The sequence below is a fragment of the Paenibacillus sp. J53TS2 genome (assembly GCF_018403305.1).
GTDB classification, from domain to species: Bacteria; Bacillota; Bacilli; order Paenibacillales; family Paenibacillaceae; genus Fontibacillus; species Fontibacillus rhizolycopersici.
This window is the reverse complement of record NZ_BOSK01000003.1, coordinates 227,910-241,653: the sequence shown is the minus strand read 5'-3', so window position 1 is coordinate 241,653 and position 13,744 is coordinate 227,910. Positions and strand designations below refer to the sequence as shown.

Here is a 13,744-nt window from a genome sequence, read left to right as displayed (position 1 = left end):
AGAAGCAGGAATGGAGAGGTTGCAATGAATGTATTGGAGATTCACGGACTGACGAAAAAATTTGGCGACTTCATCGCAGTTGACAATATGTCCTTATCCGTTAAGGAAGGAGAAATTTTCGGGTTCCTTGGCTCCAATGGCGCCGGCAAAAGCACAACGATCCATCTGGTTGCCTCTCTTCTGCGTCCGACAAGCGGGGAAATCCGGATCCTGGATCAAGATATCGTCAAGCACAGCCGTTTTGCCAAAATGAATCTGGGGATCGTACCGCAGGATTTGGCAATCTATCAGGACATGACCGCTTATGAAAACGTGAAGTTCTTCGCTGGACTGTACGGCTTACGGGGAGCGGAACTCAAAGACCGGGCAGAGGAAGCGCTGCGATTTGTCGGGTTGGAGGATAAAGCTAAAAGCTTTCCGAAGAACTTCTCCGGTGGGATGAAGCGCCGGCTTAACATCGCTTGCGCCATTGCACACCGGCCGAAGCTGATCATTATGGATGAACCTACGGTCGGCATCGACCCGCAGTCGAGGAACTACATTCTGACCTCTGTGCGCAAGTTGAACGAAATGGGCTGCACGATTATTTATACCAGCCATTACATGGAGGAAGTCGAAGAAATTTGCTCCCGAATTGCCATCATCGACCACGGGAAGATCATCGCCGACGGCACGAAAGAGCAACTGATCGCTACGATTACCGATGTGAAGGAAGTGCGCATTGAACTGAAACAAGACGGCGAGACTTTTCTAGACCTCATTCGGACATTGCCCGGGGTACGCAGTGTAACGGCACAGGAAGAGATCATTCGTATTTACAGTGATTTGTCGGTCGATAACCTGAGCGGTATCTTGAAGCGGTTGATCGACGGCGGGGCGGTGATCCGTTCCGTCGAGGAGCAGGAACCGAATCTGGAGACGGTGTTCCTGACGCTAACCGGACGCAATTTGCGGGACTAGGGCGACGGTCGGTACATCGGATCGCTTAAGGAGGAGATCAGAAGAATGAATACATTATCCATCGCGCTCAAAGAACTCAAGAGGGAGACGCGCAACCGTTGGACGCTCGTGTTCATGCTGGCGTTTCCGATCGTGCTGATGTTGATTCTGGGCACGGCTCTGTCGAACGCCTTCGGGGGTACGGCCCAGGTGGGGGATATCCGCGTGCTGGTTCGGGATAACGGTGAAAATCCGGCTTTAACTCAGGCCTTTGGTATCTTTGTCAAAGATACCGCCGACATGGGGTTGTCATTCGAGTCGCTCGCAACCGAAATAGACGGCCGATCGGAGGTCGAGAAGGGCCATTACGACGAATACGTAGAATTGGGGCGTCAAGGCATGTCGCTTTATTTAAGCGGCCGGAATGCGATTCAGAGCAATGTTGTGCAAGGCATGATGGCTGCCTTTGCGGAGCAATACAATGCGATTCTAGCCATTGAGAAGAATACACCGGGCCAGGCAGCCGCGGCTATGGCCGCAAGTTCAATGAAAACGAGGGATTATATCAAGGAGACGTCGATCACGGCCGATCGCCAGCCGGGTTCGCTTGATTATTACGCGTTGGCCATGACCTCCATGATCGCCTTGTGGAGTTCGCTTTCCGCCAGCCGGCTGATCTCCGGGGAGATCCGGCAGGGAACCAGCACACGGCTTGCGGCGTCCCCGATAGGCAAAGGGGAGATTTTCGCCGGTAAGGTGCTTGGCAACCTCGTGATTAACATGCTGTGCGTACTCATCCTCATTCTGTTCAGCAAATTCGCCTTTCAGGCTTATTGGGGAAATCATCCGGCTGCCGTCCTCGCCGTCTTGGGCTCGGAGGTCGTTATGGGCGTCAGTCTAGGTCTGGCCGTAAGCTATGTCTTGAAAGATGCGGCTACGCAGGGCGTACTCATGATCCTGACTCAGGTAGCGTCATTTTTCGGCGGAGCTTATTTTCCAATGGGGGCGGATGAAGACTTGGGTGTTATCGGTTATGCGGCGAACCTATCGCCGATCCGGTGGGCTAACGTAGCGATCACACGGATTATCTATAACGATCAGGTGTCGGTGATGTGGCCGGTCGTGGCTTTAAACTTGAGTCTCGCCATCGTCTTGTTGGCTGCGGCAGCGTGGATGATGCGACGTAAGGAGGGATTGTAACATGATCAAGGACATTTGGTGGCTCTCTTCCCATATCTTGCGAACGACGTTTCGAAAACGCAATAATTTGATTTTGTATGTTGGCTTGCCGCTAGCCGGAATTTTGTTAACGATGCTGATGTACGGCAACGTTGGAGAGACCGGCCTCAGGGTAGGCGTCGTGAATCAGGACGGGAATGAGACGATTGCTGCGGATACGGTTCGGTTTCTGGAAGGGCTGGACCAGATTCGGTTGACGAAAGTAACGGAGACGGAACTTCGCGAACAACTTGCGTCCGGGAAACTGGACAGCGGTCTTGTGCTAGCTGCGGGTTATTCGCAAAGCATTCTTACGGGTAAGCCTGACCATATCGGCATCCAATCGGTCAAAGGAGCACAGGTTACCGCGTACATGAAAGCGATGCTGTACAATTATACCGGGAATTTGGCCGCGCTTAGCCGAGCGGCCCAGGGGGACGAGACGAAGTTTGCCCGTCTTTATGCAGATTACCAGAACCCCAGCATGAAGCTGACCGTTCAGTCGGCCGATAGCTCCGCGGAGAAGAAGCAGGCAATGACGTATCAAACGATCGGCTTCCTGATCATGTTCATGATGATGTCGGCGGTAAATTTGTCGGAGTTGATTCTGAAGAGCAGAGAGGACCGCACCTTCTTCCGTGTCATTTCCTCGCCGATCAACGCCCGAAATTTCGTGTTCGCCAACATTATCGTGAATTTAGTCGTGATGGCGGTGCAGATTATATTGACTCTGTTATTCTTGGAAAAGGTGTTCCGGATCGATACCGGAATTCCGTTCGGGCGAATGGCCCTGCTTCTGATGTTGTTCTCCCTGGTATCGATCAGCCTGTCTCTCGTCATCGTTGCTTACTCCAAAAACAGCGGAGTCTCTGGCGCATTGCAGAACATTATCATTACGCCGACCTGTTTGCTCGCAGGCTGCTTCTTCCCGAGCGAGATCATGCCTGCGGCGGTGCGGCAGGTATCCGAATTTATGCCGCAGCACTGGGTACTGCAATCGATCGAAACGCTGCAGCAAGGCGAAGATTTTGCCCGGATCTGGTTTAACCTGTCCGTACTGGCCGCGTTCGCCCTAGTCTTCTTCTTGCTTGCGGCCTACAAGATCGGACGCAACAACGACACACGCAATTTCATATAAAGTAGTTCAAAAGTCGTCTTTTGATCATGAAGCGTAAACGATGAAGCGGATTCGGCGTCGAATCTTGAATTCAAATCCATAAATAACTTATTTACTCGTGATGTACATCACAGATACAGTATCACCCTGCTGTTATACTACAGTTAGCCGACATCATATTTGCAAGCACCCCGCCGGACGTATTGGTGACAGAGAGCGTTACGCGATTTTCCGTCCAATACGTCCGTGCGACCAGCCAACTCATTATTGAGGCGGCAGGGTGCTTCTTTTTTTTGCCTATTTTCGGTATGATGAATTTTAGCAAAGAATATGTTTAGGAGGCTCTCCAATGGACAACTGTTTATTTTGCAAGATCGTTGAAGGTTCGATTCCCTCGAATAAGGTTTACGAGGATGAACGCGTTCTCGTTTTTCACGATATTCAGCCGGCTGCTCCCGTTCACGTGCTGATCATTCCTAAGAAGCATATCGCCTCGATGAACGACGTTGCTTCGGAAGATCTTGCCTTGATCGGCGAGATGCATCGAATTGCTCAGGAAACCGCGAAACAGCTTGGTGTAGCAGACAGCGGATACCGTCTGATCAACAACTGCGGACCCGACAGCGGACAAGCGGTGGCGCATTTACATTACCATCTCATCGGGGGCGCTAAGCTGGGTGCGCTGGTGCAATCCTCGGACTCGCACGCGCTCTAGAACTCCTTTTAGAAATTGGAAGAGAAAAATGCGGGCGCTCAGGTTGACACCCTATTTCTCTTTCCCCTATAATGAAGTTTGATGAACCGTGTTATGCTCTTGGACGGTCTGGTCGGAGGGAGGGAAAACTGGTGTCTGAAACTAAAGTTCGCAAAAACGAGACAATTGATGCTGCACTTCGTCGCTTTAAACGTTCCATCGCGAAAGATGGAGTATTGGCTGAGGTGAAGAAACGTAAGCATTATGAAAAGCCAAGCGTAAAGCGCAAGAAAAAGTCCGAGGCTGCTCGTAAGAGAAAGTTTTAGGAGGATTTAATCAGCGATGAATCTTAGCGAGCGATTGAACGAAGATATGAAGCAAGCGATGAAGAGTCAAGACAAGTTCAAGCTCTCCACCATTCGAATGGTTCGTGCTACGATGAAGAATCTTGAAATAGATTTGAAAAGAACTTTGAACGATAATGAAGTGCTTGATATCCTAAGTCGTGAAATCAAACAGCGCAAAGATGCCCTCCAAGAATTTGAGAAAGCGGGTCGTGACGATCTTGCCGAGCAAGTGAAAGCGGAAGCGGAGATCCTTGCTGAGTACCTTCCCGAACAGCTAAGCGAAGAAGAAATTAAAGTCATTGTACAGCAGACCATCCAGGAAACCGGTGCTTCTTCGAAAGCCGATATCGGGAAAGTGATGAGCGCGCTGATGCCCAAGGTTAAAGGCCGGGCAGACGGCAAACTCGTAAACCAGACGGTTCAACAGCTTTTGCCATAACTTCGAGAGACAAACACCTTCTATGAAGTCATTCGTAGAAGGTGTTTTTTCATTGTTTTCATCGTATCCAAGCCAAGGTTGCCCGCCGGAGCAGCCTTGGCTTTTTGTTGCTCTTTTCCTTTCTCATAAATCACGGAAGGGCCGCATAATTTGTACAGTAGGGGAAGGAGGATTGCCTCATATGAGCCGGTTTGTCCGCAAAATACGCAAATGGACGGTTGATGCGCTCGACCTGCCCAGCGACCTTGTATTCGATTTGCCGAGGCTCACCTTAATTGGAGGTCAGCAGTTATATATAGAAAATCACCGGGGTGTTATCCACTTCTCTCCCGAGGCACTGCATTTGGCGCTTAGTCAAGGGACGTTGGAAGTCGAGGGGAGCGAACTGGTCATTAAAGCCATCATGCCGGAAGAGGTCGTTGTGGAAGGCCGGATCTTCGGCATCAAATATCGTGGAACGGAGGAATGAATCGTGAAATCACCGGCCTTAAGCCAGTTGAGGGGTATCGTTACCATCAGGGTCCGCGGAGGATCGATCGAACAGCTCGTAAATGAGCTGTCCCGTCAGGGTATCGACGTTTGGGATGTTAAGCCCTTGCCTGGAGGGCAAATGGATATGAAGGTATCTTTATCCGATTTCTTTCGCCTGCGGCCGCCGTTGAAACGGACAGGCTGCCGAATGTCGATTCGGGGGCGCTCCGGACTGCCGTTCGTATTGGCCAGGGTGTGGAAAAGAAAGGGGTTTATCGCCGGATTTGCCTTATTTGTTGCGGCGATTTTTTGTTTGTCCTCCCTGGTTTGGGACGTCGAAGTGAAAGGGAATGAGGAAATCGCCGCTCATGACGTCCTTCAGGCGGCGAAACAGGAGGGCATTTATCCGTTTCAGTGGATTTTTCGTTTGCCGGATCAGGACAAGCTCTCGGCAGAATTGACCCGCAAGCTGCCGGGTACCTCCTGGGTGGGAGTTACCCGCACGGGTACGCGGATCACGATTCAGGTTGTGGAAGCGACGAAGCCAAAGGACCAAAAGCTCGTTAGTCCGAGCCATCTCGTGAGTAAGCATGACGCCGTGATTACGCATATTTACGCGGAGAAGGGTCAGCCGGAGGTCGGAAAGAACGATCGGGTGAAGAAAGGACAAGTGCTGGTTTCGGGATTCCAGGGCGGCAAGCCGGTCGTGCCTCAAGCGAATATTCGCGGTATTGTCTGGCATGAGTATAATATTCAGGTCCCGCAGGTCTATCGACAGAAGGTATATACGGGAGAGCGGAAGCAGCGGGGATATTTGTATTTCGGCAATACGGCCATTCAATTGACCGGTTACGGTAAGGTCACCTACGCCCAGTCGGAGACGATGACGGACGAGGATCCGTTGACATGGCGCGGGTGGAAGCTCCCGATCGGTTGGATGACGGAGAAGGTCATGGAAACGACGGAGCTAGAGTTGAAACGGACGGAAGAACAAGCCAAGCAGGAGGGGATCGAGCGTGCAAAACGTGATATCCTAGCGAAATACGGCACGGATAGCGTCATTATGGATCAAAAAATTTTGCATGAGAAGGCCGACAATGGTAAAGTTTATATAAAAGTGCATTTCGAAGTAGAGCAGAACATAGCGGAAGAAGTGCCGATAGTACATGATCAAGGAGAATGAGGCTATTTGTCGGAACAACTGGTGAACATCAAATTACCGCTGCACAGTGCGGCTGAAGGGCTTTCTTTGTTTGGTCCTCAGGACTCGTTTCTGAAATTAATTGAACAGCATTTGCCAGCAAGCATTGTATTGCGGGAATCGGAAATTACCATCCGCGGAGAGCAGCGTGAAGCGGAGAAGGTAGAGCAGTTGTTTGAAGTGTTACTTGAACTGATCCGGAACGGATACATATTGACCGAACGTGACGTACTTTACGCTATCGATCTAGCTAAGGACTTCCGTGCCGATCAGCTGCTTGATTTATATAAAGGCGAGATTGCCATAACCTATCGCGGCAAGCCGATTCGGGTGAAGACCATTGGTCAGAAGCACTACGTCACGACGATCAAGAAACGGGATGTCGTCTTTGGCGTCGGCCCGGCCGGGACAGGCAAGACGTATTTGGCCGTTGTTTTAGCCATTACGGCGTTGAAGGAAGGTTCGGTCAAACGGATTATTTTGACGCGTCCGGCGGTTGAAGCAGGGGAGAGTCTCGGGTTCTTGCCGGGCGATCTGCAGGAGAAGGTGGATCCTTATCTGCGTCCGCTGTATGATGCCTTGTATGATGTCATGGGTCCAGAACAAACGGCCAAAGCGCTGGAACGCGGGTTGATTGAGATTGCACCGCTCGCCTACATGCGGGGCCGGACACTGGACGATTCATTTATTATTTTGGACGAAGCGCAGAACACAACACCGGAGCAGATGAAGATGTTTCTGACCCGGCTTGGCTTCGGATCCAAGATGGTTATCACCGGGGATGTGACGCAAATCGATCTCCCAAAAGGGAAGAAGTCCGGGCTGGTGGAAGCAAAGGCCATTTTGAGCGGGATTGAAGAGATCGGGTTCGTCCAATTTACGGAGTCCGATGTTGTTCGTCACTCGCTCGTGCAGAAGATTATTGTGGCGTACGACCGCGCTGCCGAAAACCAAGGGTAAGCTTCTTAGCCGCTTCAGGGTTTACCATGTTCAGGAGGGCTGTCTATTATGACAAATAACGATCAGCAAAAGAGAAGCGCATTTCAGTCCAGAATTACGGGATGGAAACATAGCACCGGTGTGCGTTATGTTCTGTTTGCGTTGCTTGTCGTTATGTTTTATGTCAGTTTGGCGCCCAAACTGCTACCCGAAACCTATGACATTGCGGTAGGTTTGCCTAGCGACAAGGAAATTATGGCGCCGATGGACATTCCCGACACCAAGGCGACGCTGAAGGCGCAGGAAGAGGCGGCTGAAAAGGTCGGACAGGTCTACACCATCCTCCCGTTACGTAATGAAACGTTAGTTGCGCAAATGCTGGATCGGATTTTCCGCTTGAACCAGGACGATCAGGTCTCGGAGGATGACAAGATCAAGATTTATCGGGAAGAACTGCCGCAGCGCGTCAAGGATTATGTGCAGAACTTCATCATGAACAACCGGAACTCCAGTGTCTACTCGCCGACCTTGTTTGAGGAAGTCACTCAACGCGTGGACGAGCAGCAGTATCATATCTCGGAGGAGACATTCATCAAGATTCCCCGCTTAACCGCGGAGGATATCAACGAGATGAAGCCGGTGGCCGCTGATATCGTTGCCCGTCTTACGGCGGATCCGATCGTCGAGGCGCAGGCGGCGCGAGCTAAAGTTGCCGAAATGGTCAGCACGAGCTCCCTAAGCAAACGGACCGCCCGCGAAGTCGTGCAGGAGTTGGCTCGTTTATCGATTACCGCCAACAAGTTCTACGATGAAGAAGCAACCAAGACGGCAAAGGTGGAAGCGCGCGAGAATACGCCAACCGTGTATATCAAACAAGGGGACGTTCTCGTCCAAAAGGGCGAAAGAATTACCCAGGAAATGTACACCTTGTTGGAGAAGAACGGCCTGCTGAAGGATGAAGTCAATTATTCGCCGCAATTCGGGCTCGTTTTGCTGTCCCTCCTGATGGCAACCGGGCTGATGTTGTTTATCCGTCAATCCGAAGGCGCCAGCCGATTCAAATATAACAATGCGCAGTTCGTCATGCTGTTATTGATTATTTTCATCACGATCCTATCTATGCATGTCATCAACATACTGCAAACGGAACAGCAGGCTTATATCGGGTATTTAGCTCCGATCGCCACCGGAGCAATGTTGATTACGCTGCTGTTGGACTTGCCGCTGGCGTACATTTGCTCGATCTTGTTTAGCATCTTGGCTAGTATCATTTTGAATCAGCGGCAAAGCGAAATATTTGATTTTCAATTTGGCTTCTTCGCATTGGTGACTTCGTTTGCAGCGATTTTTGCGATTCACCGGGCTAGCCAGCGTTCCACACTGCTCAAAGCGGGGATCATGATCTGCTTGTTTGGTGCGTTGTCGATTTTCACGTTGCAGCTGATCGATAATCAGGACTGGACGCAGAACAGCACGTTGTATGCGCTTGGTTTCTCCGTGGCTGGGGGATTGGTAACGACGATTCTGGTCATCGGCTTGATGCCTTTCTTCGAGGTCACCTTTGGGATTCTCTCGGCGCTCAAATTGGTGGAATTGTCTAATCCCAACCACCCGTTACTGCGCAAGTTGTTGACGGAAACGCCGGGTACGTACCATCACAGCGTCATGGTCGGGAATCTATCGGAAGCGGCGGCTGAAGCGATTGGCGCGAACGGCCTGCTCTGCCGTGTTGGTTCTTATTATCATGATATCGGGAAAACAAAACGGCCGAGCTATTTTATCGAAAATCAGAACAATATGGAAAACCCTCATGACTTTATAGATCCGAAGCTAAGTAAATCGATCATTATCGCCCATGCCCGGGACGGAGTGGAGATGCAAAAGGATTATAAGCTGCCGAAGCCGATTCGGGATATTGCCGAGCAGCATCATGGAACGACGTTTTTGCATTATTTTTACCATAAGGCGCTTCGTTTGGCGGAAGAACAAGGCGTGGAACCGGATTTCACTGAAGAGGATTTCCGCTATCCGGGGCCGAAAGCCCAATCGAAGGAAGCTGCAGTGGTCGGTATTGCCGACAGTGTGGAAGCGGCCGTGCGTTCGTTGCGTAAACCTACGGTGGAGCAGGTTGAGTCGATGATTGAGAAGATCATCAAAAGCCGTTTGGATGATCATCAGTTTAACGAATGTGACTTGACCATGCGGGAACTGGATTTGATCGCGCAAACGTTGAAGGAAACGGTCATGGGAATCTTCCACTCCCGGATCGAGTATCCGGAGGAAGTGAAGAAGAGTAAAGAGAACGAGGAGAAGGACAGGGGGCAAAACGTAAATGGGCCTACAGCTGGCTTGGAGCAATGAGCAGGATAAAATGGAGATCGGGCAGGAGTTGATCGATCTCTTGGATCGGGTGCTGCAGATCGCCGGACAAGCAGAGGGCGTTACCGAAGGCGAGGTCGCCCTCACGTTCGTGGACGATGAGGCGATTCATGAGCTGAACCGCGATTATCGCGGGATTGACCGACCGACGGACGTGTTGTCGTTCGCCATGAACGAATCGCTGGAGGATGAATCAGAAATGGAAATCGTCTATGAGCTCGAAGAAGACGAGGAGTTGGACGATCTGACCGATGTGCTCGGCGATATTATTATCTCCGTTGATCGGGCCAAGGCACAAAGCGAGGATTACGGCCATTCGCTGGAGCGGGAAATCGGATTCCTGTTTGTGCATGGCTTTTTGCATCTGCTAGGTTACGATCATCAGGACGCTGCCAGCGAAGCGGAAATGATGGGCAAACAGGAAGCGGCGCTCGCTGAGGTCGGGCTTGTGCGTTGATGAAGCCTTCTCGCCGCGAGTTCTCATCTTTTCGCTATGCCATGGAGGGGATCGTCACTTCGTTCAAGATGCAGCGCCATGTGCGGTTCCATTGCGTAGCGGCCGTGATTGTGATTGCTGCCGCGATTACGTTGTCTCTCCCTGTGAGAGACGTGGCCTTGTTGCTATTTGTGATCGCCTTGGTCATCTCGCTTGAGCTTGTCAATACGGCGATCGAAGCCGTTGTTGATCTCGCAGCCCCGGAGTGGCATCGTCTTGGCAAGATCGCCAAGGATGCCGCGGCCGGGGCCGTACTGGTCGCAGCGATTTTTGCGGCTGCGATCGGGATCTTGATTTTTTACGAACCAGTGATGCAGTGGTTGGGTCAGCGATAAAGACTGATTCGCGCCACATATCCCGTACTTATTTGCCTTTGTTGAGGAGATGATATTGAATGGATTACGGTCAATTAATGCAAGAAGCAATTGAAGCCCGCAAAACGGCTTATATTCCCTATTCGGGATTTGGCGTGGGGGCTGCTCTCCTCGATAGCGAAGGCCATGTTCACCGCGGCTGCAACGTGGAGAACGCGGCGTACACCCCGGGGAACTGTGCGGAACGTACCGCAATGTTCCGGGCGATTGCCGACGGACACAAGCCGGGAACATTCCAGGCGATCGCGGTTGTAGGCGACACGGAGGAACCGGTAGCGCCTTGCGGCGTTTGCCGTCAAGTTCTGCTGGAACTATGCGGACCGGACATGCCCATCATACTGGGCAATCTAAAAGGCGACATCCGCCAGACTACAGTGCGGGAATTGCTCCCTTACGCATTTGCCCCCTCCCATCTGGAGGAGCGGTAACCTTCGGCTCTCGTTACCCCAAACCCGCCATACTGTTCGTAAAGACGTCAGTTGAGCAACGCTAACGGACACCAGGGCCGCTATTTGCTTGCATATGGGTGCGGTCAGATTCTAACGGACTCAGGAGTCGTTATTTCGGACAAAGTGGCAAATATGACCGACTAGAAGGCTAGATAAGGTCCTTGGAGTCCGTTACACTGGGAAATCACCGGGGATTGAGCGAATAAGGTCATTACGGTCCGTTAGCGAGCGGTTCGGCATGTACAAACACGGATAAATAGAACATCAAGCACCTTTGCGGTCAGAAACGTTGATCAGGTCATAACGAAAGGAACTCAAATATGGCAAAAGCAAAATTTAAATCCGGCTTTGTGGCGATTGTAGGTCGGCCGAACGTGGGCAAATCGACGCTGATGAATCAGATCATCGGTCAGAAAATCGCCATCATGTCTGACAAACCGCAAACGACGCGGAATAAAATTCACGGCGTATATACATCGGAATCGATGCAGATCGTCTTTTTGGATACGCCAGGGATCCATAAACGCCAATCCAAACTTGGCGATTATATGAATACGACAGCGCTCAACACGCTTGGCGAGGTCGAGGCGGTGTTATTCCTCGTCGACGCCGCGGAAGGGCTGGGCGGCGGGGATCGCTTTATCATTGAACGACTAAAGGATCTGCGCACACCGGTCATCCTTGTGTTGAACAAAATCGACCGCGTGGAGCCGGAGCAATTGCTGCCTCTCATCGATGAGTACAGCAAGCTTCACTCGTTTAGCGAAATCGTGCCGATTTCGGCGATGCACGGCAATAATGTCAATACGTTGCTGGAGCAAATCGGCAAATATCTCCCGGAAGGCCCGCAATATTATCCGGAAGATCAGGTCACCGACCATCCGGAGCAGTTCGTCTGCGCGGAGTTGATTCGCGAGAAAATTCTGCACCTAACCCGCGAGGAAGTGCCGCATTCCATTGCCGTCACGATCGAAGACATGCGTGTCCAGGAGAACGGCGTGGTGAATATATCCGCAGTGATCTTCGTAGAGCGCGATTCTCAGAAGGGGATTATCATCGGCAAACAGGGGTCTTTGCTGAAGGAAGTTGGTAAGCAGGCCCGGCATGACATTGAGAACCTGCTTGGTTCGAAGATTTTTCTCGAGTTATGGGTCAAGGTCAAGAAAGATTGGCGCAACCAGGAGCGTATTCTAAAAGACCTTGGTTTCCACAAGGACGCTTAAAGGGATATTATTTCATCGACATTATGAACATCGTCTATACTGGGAGTTATTGCAACGCATAGATCTCGCTCTTGGGCACATCCTATCTTTGAAGATGCAGGCGTCATTTCCGAAGAAAGGGTGAATACGAATGCGAGATTTTTCGTGGAAGTATTTTGCGATGACTGGAGATGTCGATGCTTACTTGCTTTATAAAGAAGCCAGTGGCCCGTACGAGGAGGAGGTTGCGGCTGCTGAAGAGCTGATCATAGAGGAAGAGGCTGAGTAACACGATCTGGCGGGAGAGGCGAGTTTGGGGGAAATGGAATGCTCTACAGAGTGGAAGGAATCGTCATCCGCAGCATGGACTATGGGGAAGGCAATAAAATTATTACATTATGCACGGAAACAAGCGGTAAGATCGGGGTGCTGGTGCGCGGCGCCAAAAAGGTCAAGAGCCGCCATGCGGCCCTGACCCAACCTTTTACACATGGAGAATACGTGTTCTTCCGTCAAAACAGCGGTTTGGGCACCTTAAACCAGGGTGAGATTATCGAATCTCACTTTTCTTTGCGTGAAGACCTTTTCTTGGCCGCATACGCCTCGTATGCCTGCGAGCTGCTGGATAAAACGCTGCAGGATGAAGAAATCGGCAGCTTCTGGTATACCCAACTGAAGGCTTGTCTTGAAGGCTTATCATCCGGCAAGGATCCGCAGATCGTTATCCACCTGTTTGAAATGAAAATCCTGCAGGCGGCAGGCTACGGACCTTCGTTTGAGAATTGCGTCTCTTGCGGCCGGAATGACGACTCGCCTTATGTCAGCCCGCGATTGGGCGGGAAACTGTGTCGAGGCTGCCGTCATCAGGATCCAGCCGCGATGCAGGTGACGCCCGGTGTCCTCAAGCTGCTTACATTGTTCGAACGAATGGACCTGCGCAGGCTCGGTAACGTGGAGGTTAAAGAGGAAACGAAGCAGGAGTTAAAAACGGTAATGCGTGCCTTTATGGACATGCAGCTGGGGCTTAAGCTGAAATCCCTCCATTTTCTCGATCAATTGGATAAGTATGAAATTTGACGAACGAGATAAAATTAGTTAAGATAGAAAAGAATTTCTGTGCGTTGAACGGGAAGAGTAACGAGGCAAGGTCTATAAAGTCAGCTTAAGGATCAGTGGCTGATTAAGCGACCGGGGGTGGTGAGAGCCCGGATAGGCGGCCTGGTGAAACGGCGTCCCTGGAGCATAAAAGAACGATCGTGAAAAGCGGATTTGTCGGCAAAGGTCACTGATAAGCGACCTCGGCGAATCAAGTAGGGTGGAACCGCGGGAACTTAACAGTGCGAGATTAATAAGTGTTACTTCTTGATTCACTTCGTGATCAAAAGCGGACTTATTAAACAACCACTTCACAGCTCTCGTCCCTACGTCTGACAGCAGGCGTAGAGGCGGGAGCTTTTTGTATTGCCTCTCTAACTCATG

Annotated in this window: 16 protein-coding genes; all 16 read left to right on the top strand. The window is 51.1% G+C overall.

Going from position 1 to position 13,744, the window contains the following annotated elements; translation table 11 throughout:
* Positions 1-24: 24 nt before the first annotated feature.
* The 16 genes from KJS42_RS09000 (at position 25) to recO (ending at position 13,342) form a co-directional block, all read left to right on the top strand.
* On the top strand, positions 25-960 hold the full coding sequence (locus tag KJS42_RS09000; protein ID WP_193416378.1) for an ABC transporter ATP-binding protein: 936 nt from the start codon (positions 25-27) through the stop codon (positions 958-960).
* 45 nt (positions 961-1,005) lie between these two features.
* Entirely contained in the window at positions 1,006-2,139 is a 1,134-nt protein-coding gene (locus KJS42_RS08995) for an ABC transporter permease (RefSeq protein WP_213622629.1), read from the top strand.
* A gap of 1 nt (position 2,140) precedes the next feature.
* Positions 2,141-3,295, top strand: a complete 1,155-nt coding sequence (locus tag KJS42_RS08990; RefSeq protein WP_213622628.1) for an ABC transporter permease — start codon at positions 2,141-2,143, stop codon at positions 3,293-3,295.
* A 328-nt stretch (positions 3,296-3,623) separates the two neighbouring features.
* Positions 3,624-3,989, top strand: a complete 366-nt coding sequence (locus KJS42_RS08985) for a histidine triad nucleotide-binding protein (RefSeq protein WP_155608706.1) — start codon at positions 3,624-3,626, stop codon at positions 3,987-3,989.
* Positions 3,990-4,120: 131 nt separating this feature from the next.
* Complete coding sequence (gene rpsU, locus KJS42_RS08980; RefSeq protein ID WP_005547957.1) at positions 4,121-4,294, top strand: 30S ribosomal protein S21; 174 nt, start codon at positions 4,121-4,123, stop codon at positions 4,292-4,294.
* A 16-nt stretch (positions 4,295-4,310) separates the two neighbouring features.
* Positions 4,311-4,754 (top strand): GatB/YqeY domain-containing protein, encoded by a 444-nt coding sequence (locus tag KJS42_RS08975; protein ID WP_155608708.1) that lies wholly within the window; start codon positions 4,311-4,313, stop codon positions 4,752-4,754.
* A 181-nt stretch (positions 4,755-4,935) separates the two neighbouring features.
* Positions 4,936-5,223 (top strand): sporulation protein YqfC, encoded by a 288-nt coding sequence (yqfC, locus tag KJS42_RS08970; RefSeq protein ID WP_155608709.1) that lies wholly within the window; start codon positions 4,936-4,938, stop codon positions 5,221-5,223.
* Between the two features lie 3 nt (positions 5,224-5,226).
* On the top strand, positions 5,227-6,408 hold the full coding sequence (gene yqfD / locus KJS42_RS08965) for a sporulation protein YqfD (protein ID WP_193416376.1): 1,182 nt from the start codon (positions 5,227-5,229) through the stop codon (positions 6,406-6,408).
* Between the two features lie 6 nt (positions 6,409-6,414).
* Positions 6,415-7,386: a PhoH family protein gene (locus KJS42_RS08960; protein ID WP_155608710.1), complete on the top strand. Its 972-nt coding sequence runs from the start codon at positions 6,415-6,417 to the stop codon at positions 7,384-7,386.
* A gap of 48 nt (positions 7,387-7,434) precedes the next feature.
* On the top strand, positions 7,435-9,726 hold the full coding sequence (locus KJS42_RS08955; protein WP_155608711.1) for an HD family phosphohydrolase: 2,292 nt from the start codon (positions 7,435-7,437) through the stop codon (positions 9,724-9,726).
* Positions 9,698-10,201, top strand: coding sequence for an rRNA maturation RNase YbeY (gene ybeY, locus KJS42_RS08950; protein WP_155608712.1), 504 nt, complete (start codon positions 9,698-9,700; stop codon positions 10,199-10,201). The genes KJS42_RS08955 and ybeY overlap by 29 nt, the downstream gene beginning before the upstream one ends.
* Positions 10,201-10,575: a diacylglycerol kinase family protein gene (locus KJS42_RS08945; protein ID WP_155608731.1), complete on the top strand. Its 375-nt coding sequence runs from the start codon at positions 10,201-10,203 to the stop codon at positions 10,573-10,575. The genes ybeY and KJS42_RS08945 overlap by 1 nt, the downstream gene beginning before the upstream one ends.
* A gap of 59 nt (positions 10,576-10,634) precedes the next feature.
* Positions 10,635-11,042 carry a cytidine deaminase gene (locus tag KJS42_RS08940; protein WP_155608713.1) on the top strand — a complete coding sequence of 136 codons (408 nt, stop codon included), beginning with the start codon at positions 10,635-10,637 and terminating at the stop codon, positions 11,040-11,042.
* A 341-nt stretch (positions 11,043-11,383) separates the two neighbouring features.
* On the top strand, positions 11,384-12,286 hold the full coding sequence (era, locus tag KJS42_RS08935; protein WP_213622627.1) for a GTPase Era: 903 nt from the start codon (positions 11,384-11,386) through the stop codon (positions 12,284-12,286).
* A gap of 130 nt (positions 12,287-12,416) precedes the next feature.
* Positions 12,417-12,554, top strand: a complete 138-nt coding sequence (locus tag KJS42_RS08930; protein WP_155608715.1) for a YqzL family protein — start codon at positions 12,417-12,419, stop codon at positions 12,552-12,554.
* 38 nt (positions 12,555-12,592) lie between these two features.
* Positions 12,593-13,342 (top strand): DNA repair protein RecO, encoded by a 750-nt coding sequence (recO, locus tag KJS42_RS08925; RefSeq protein ID WP_155608716.1) that lies wholly within the window; start codon positions 12,593-12,595, stop codon positions 13,340-13,342.
* The last annotated feature ends 402 nt before the right edge of the window (positions 13,343-13,744 follow it).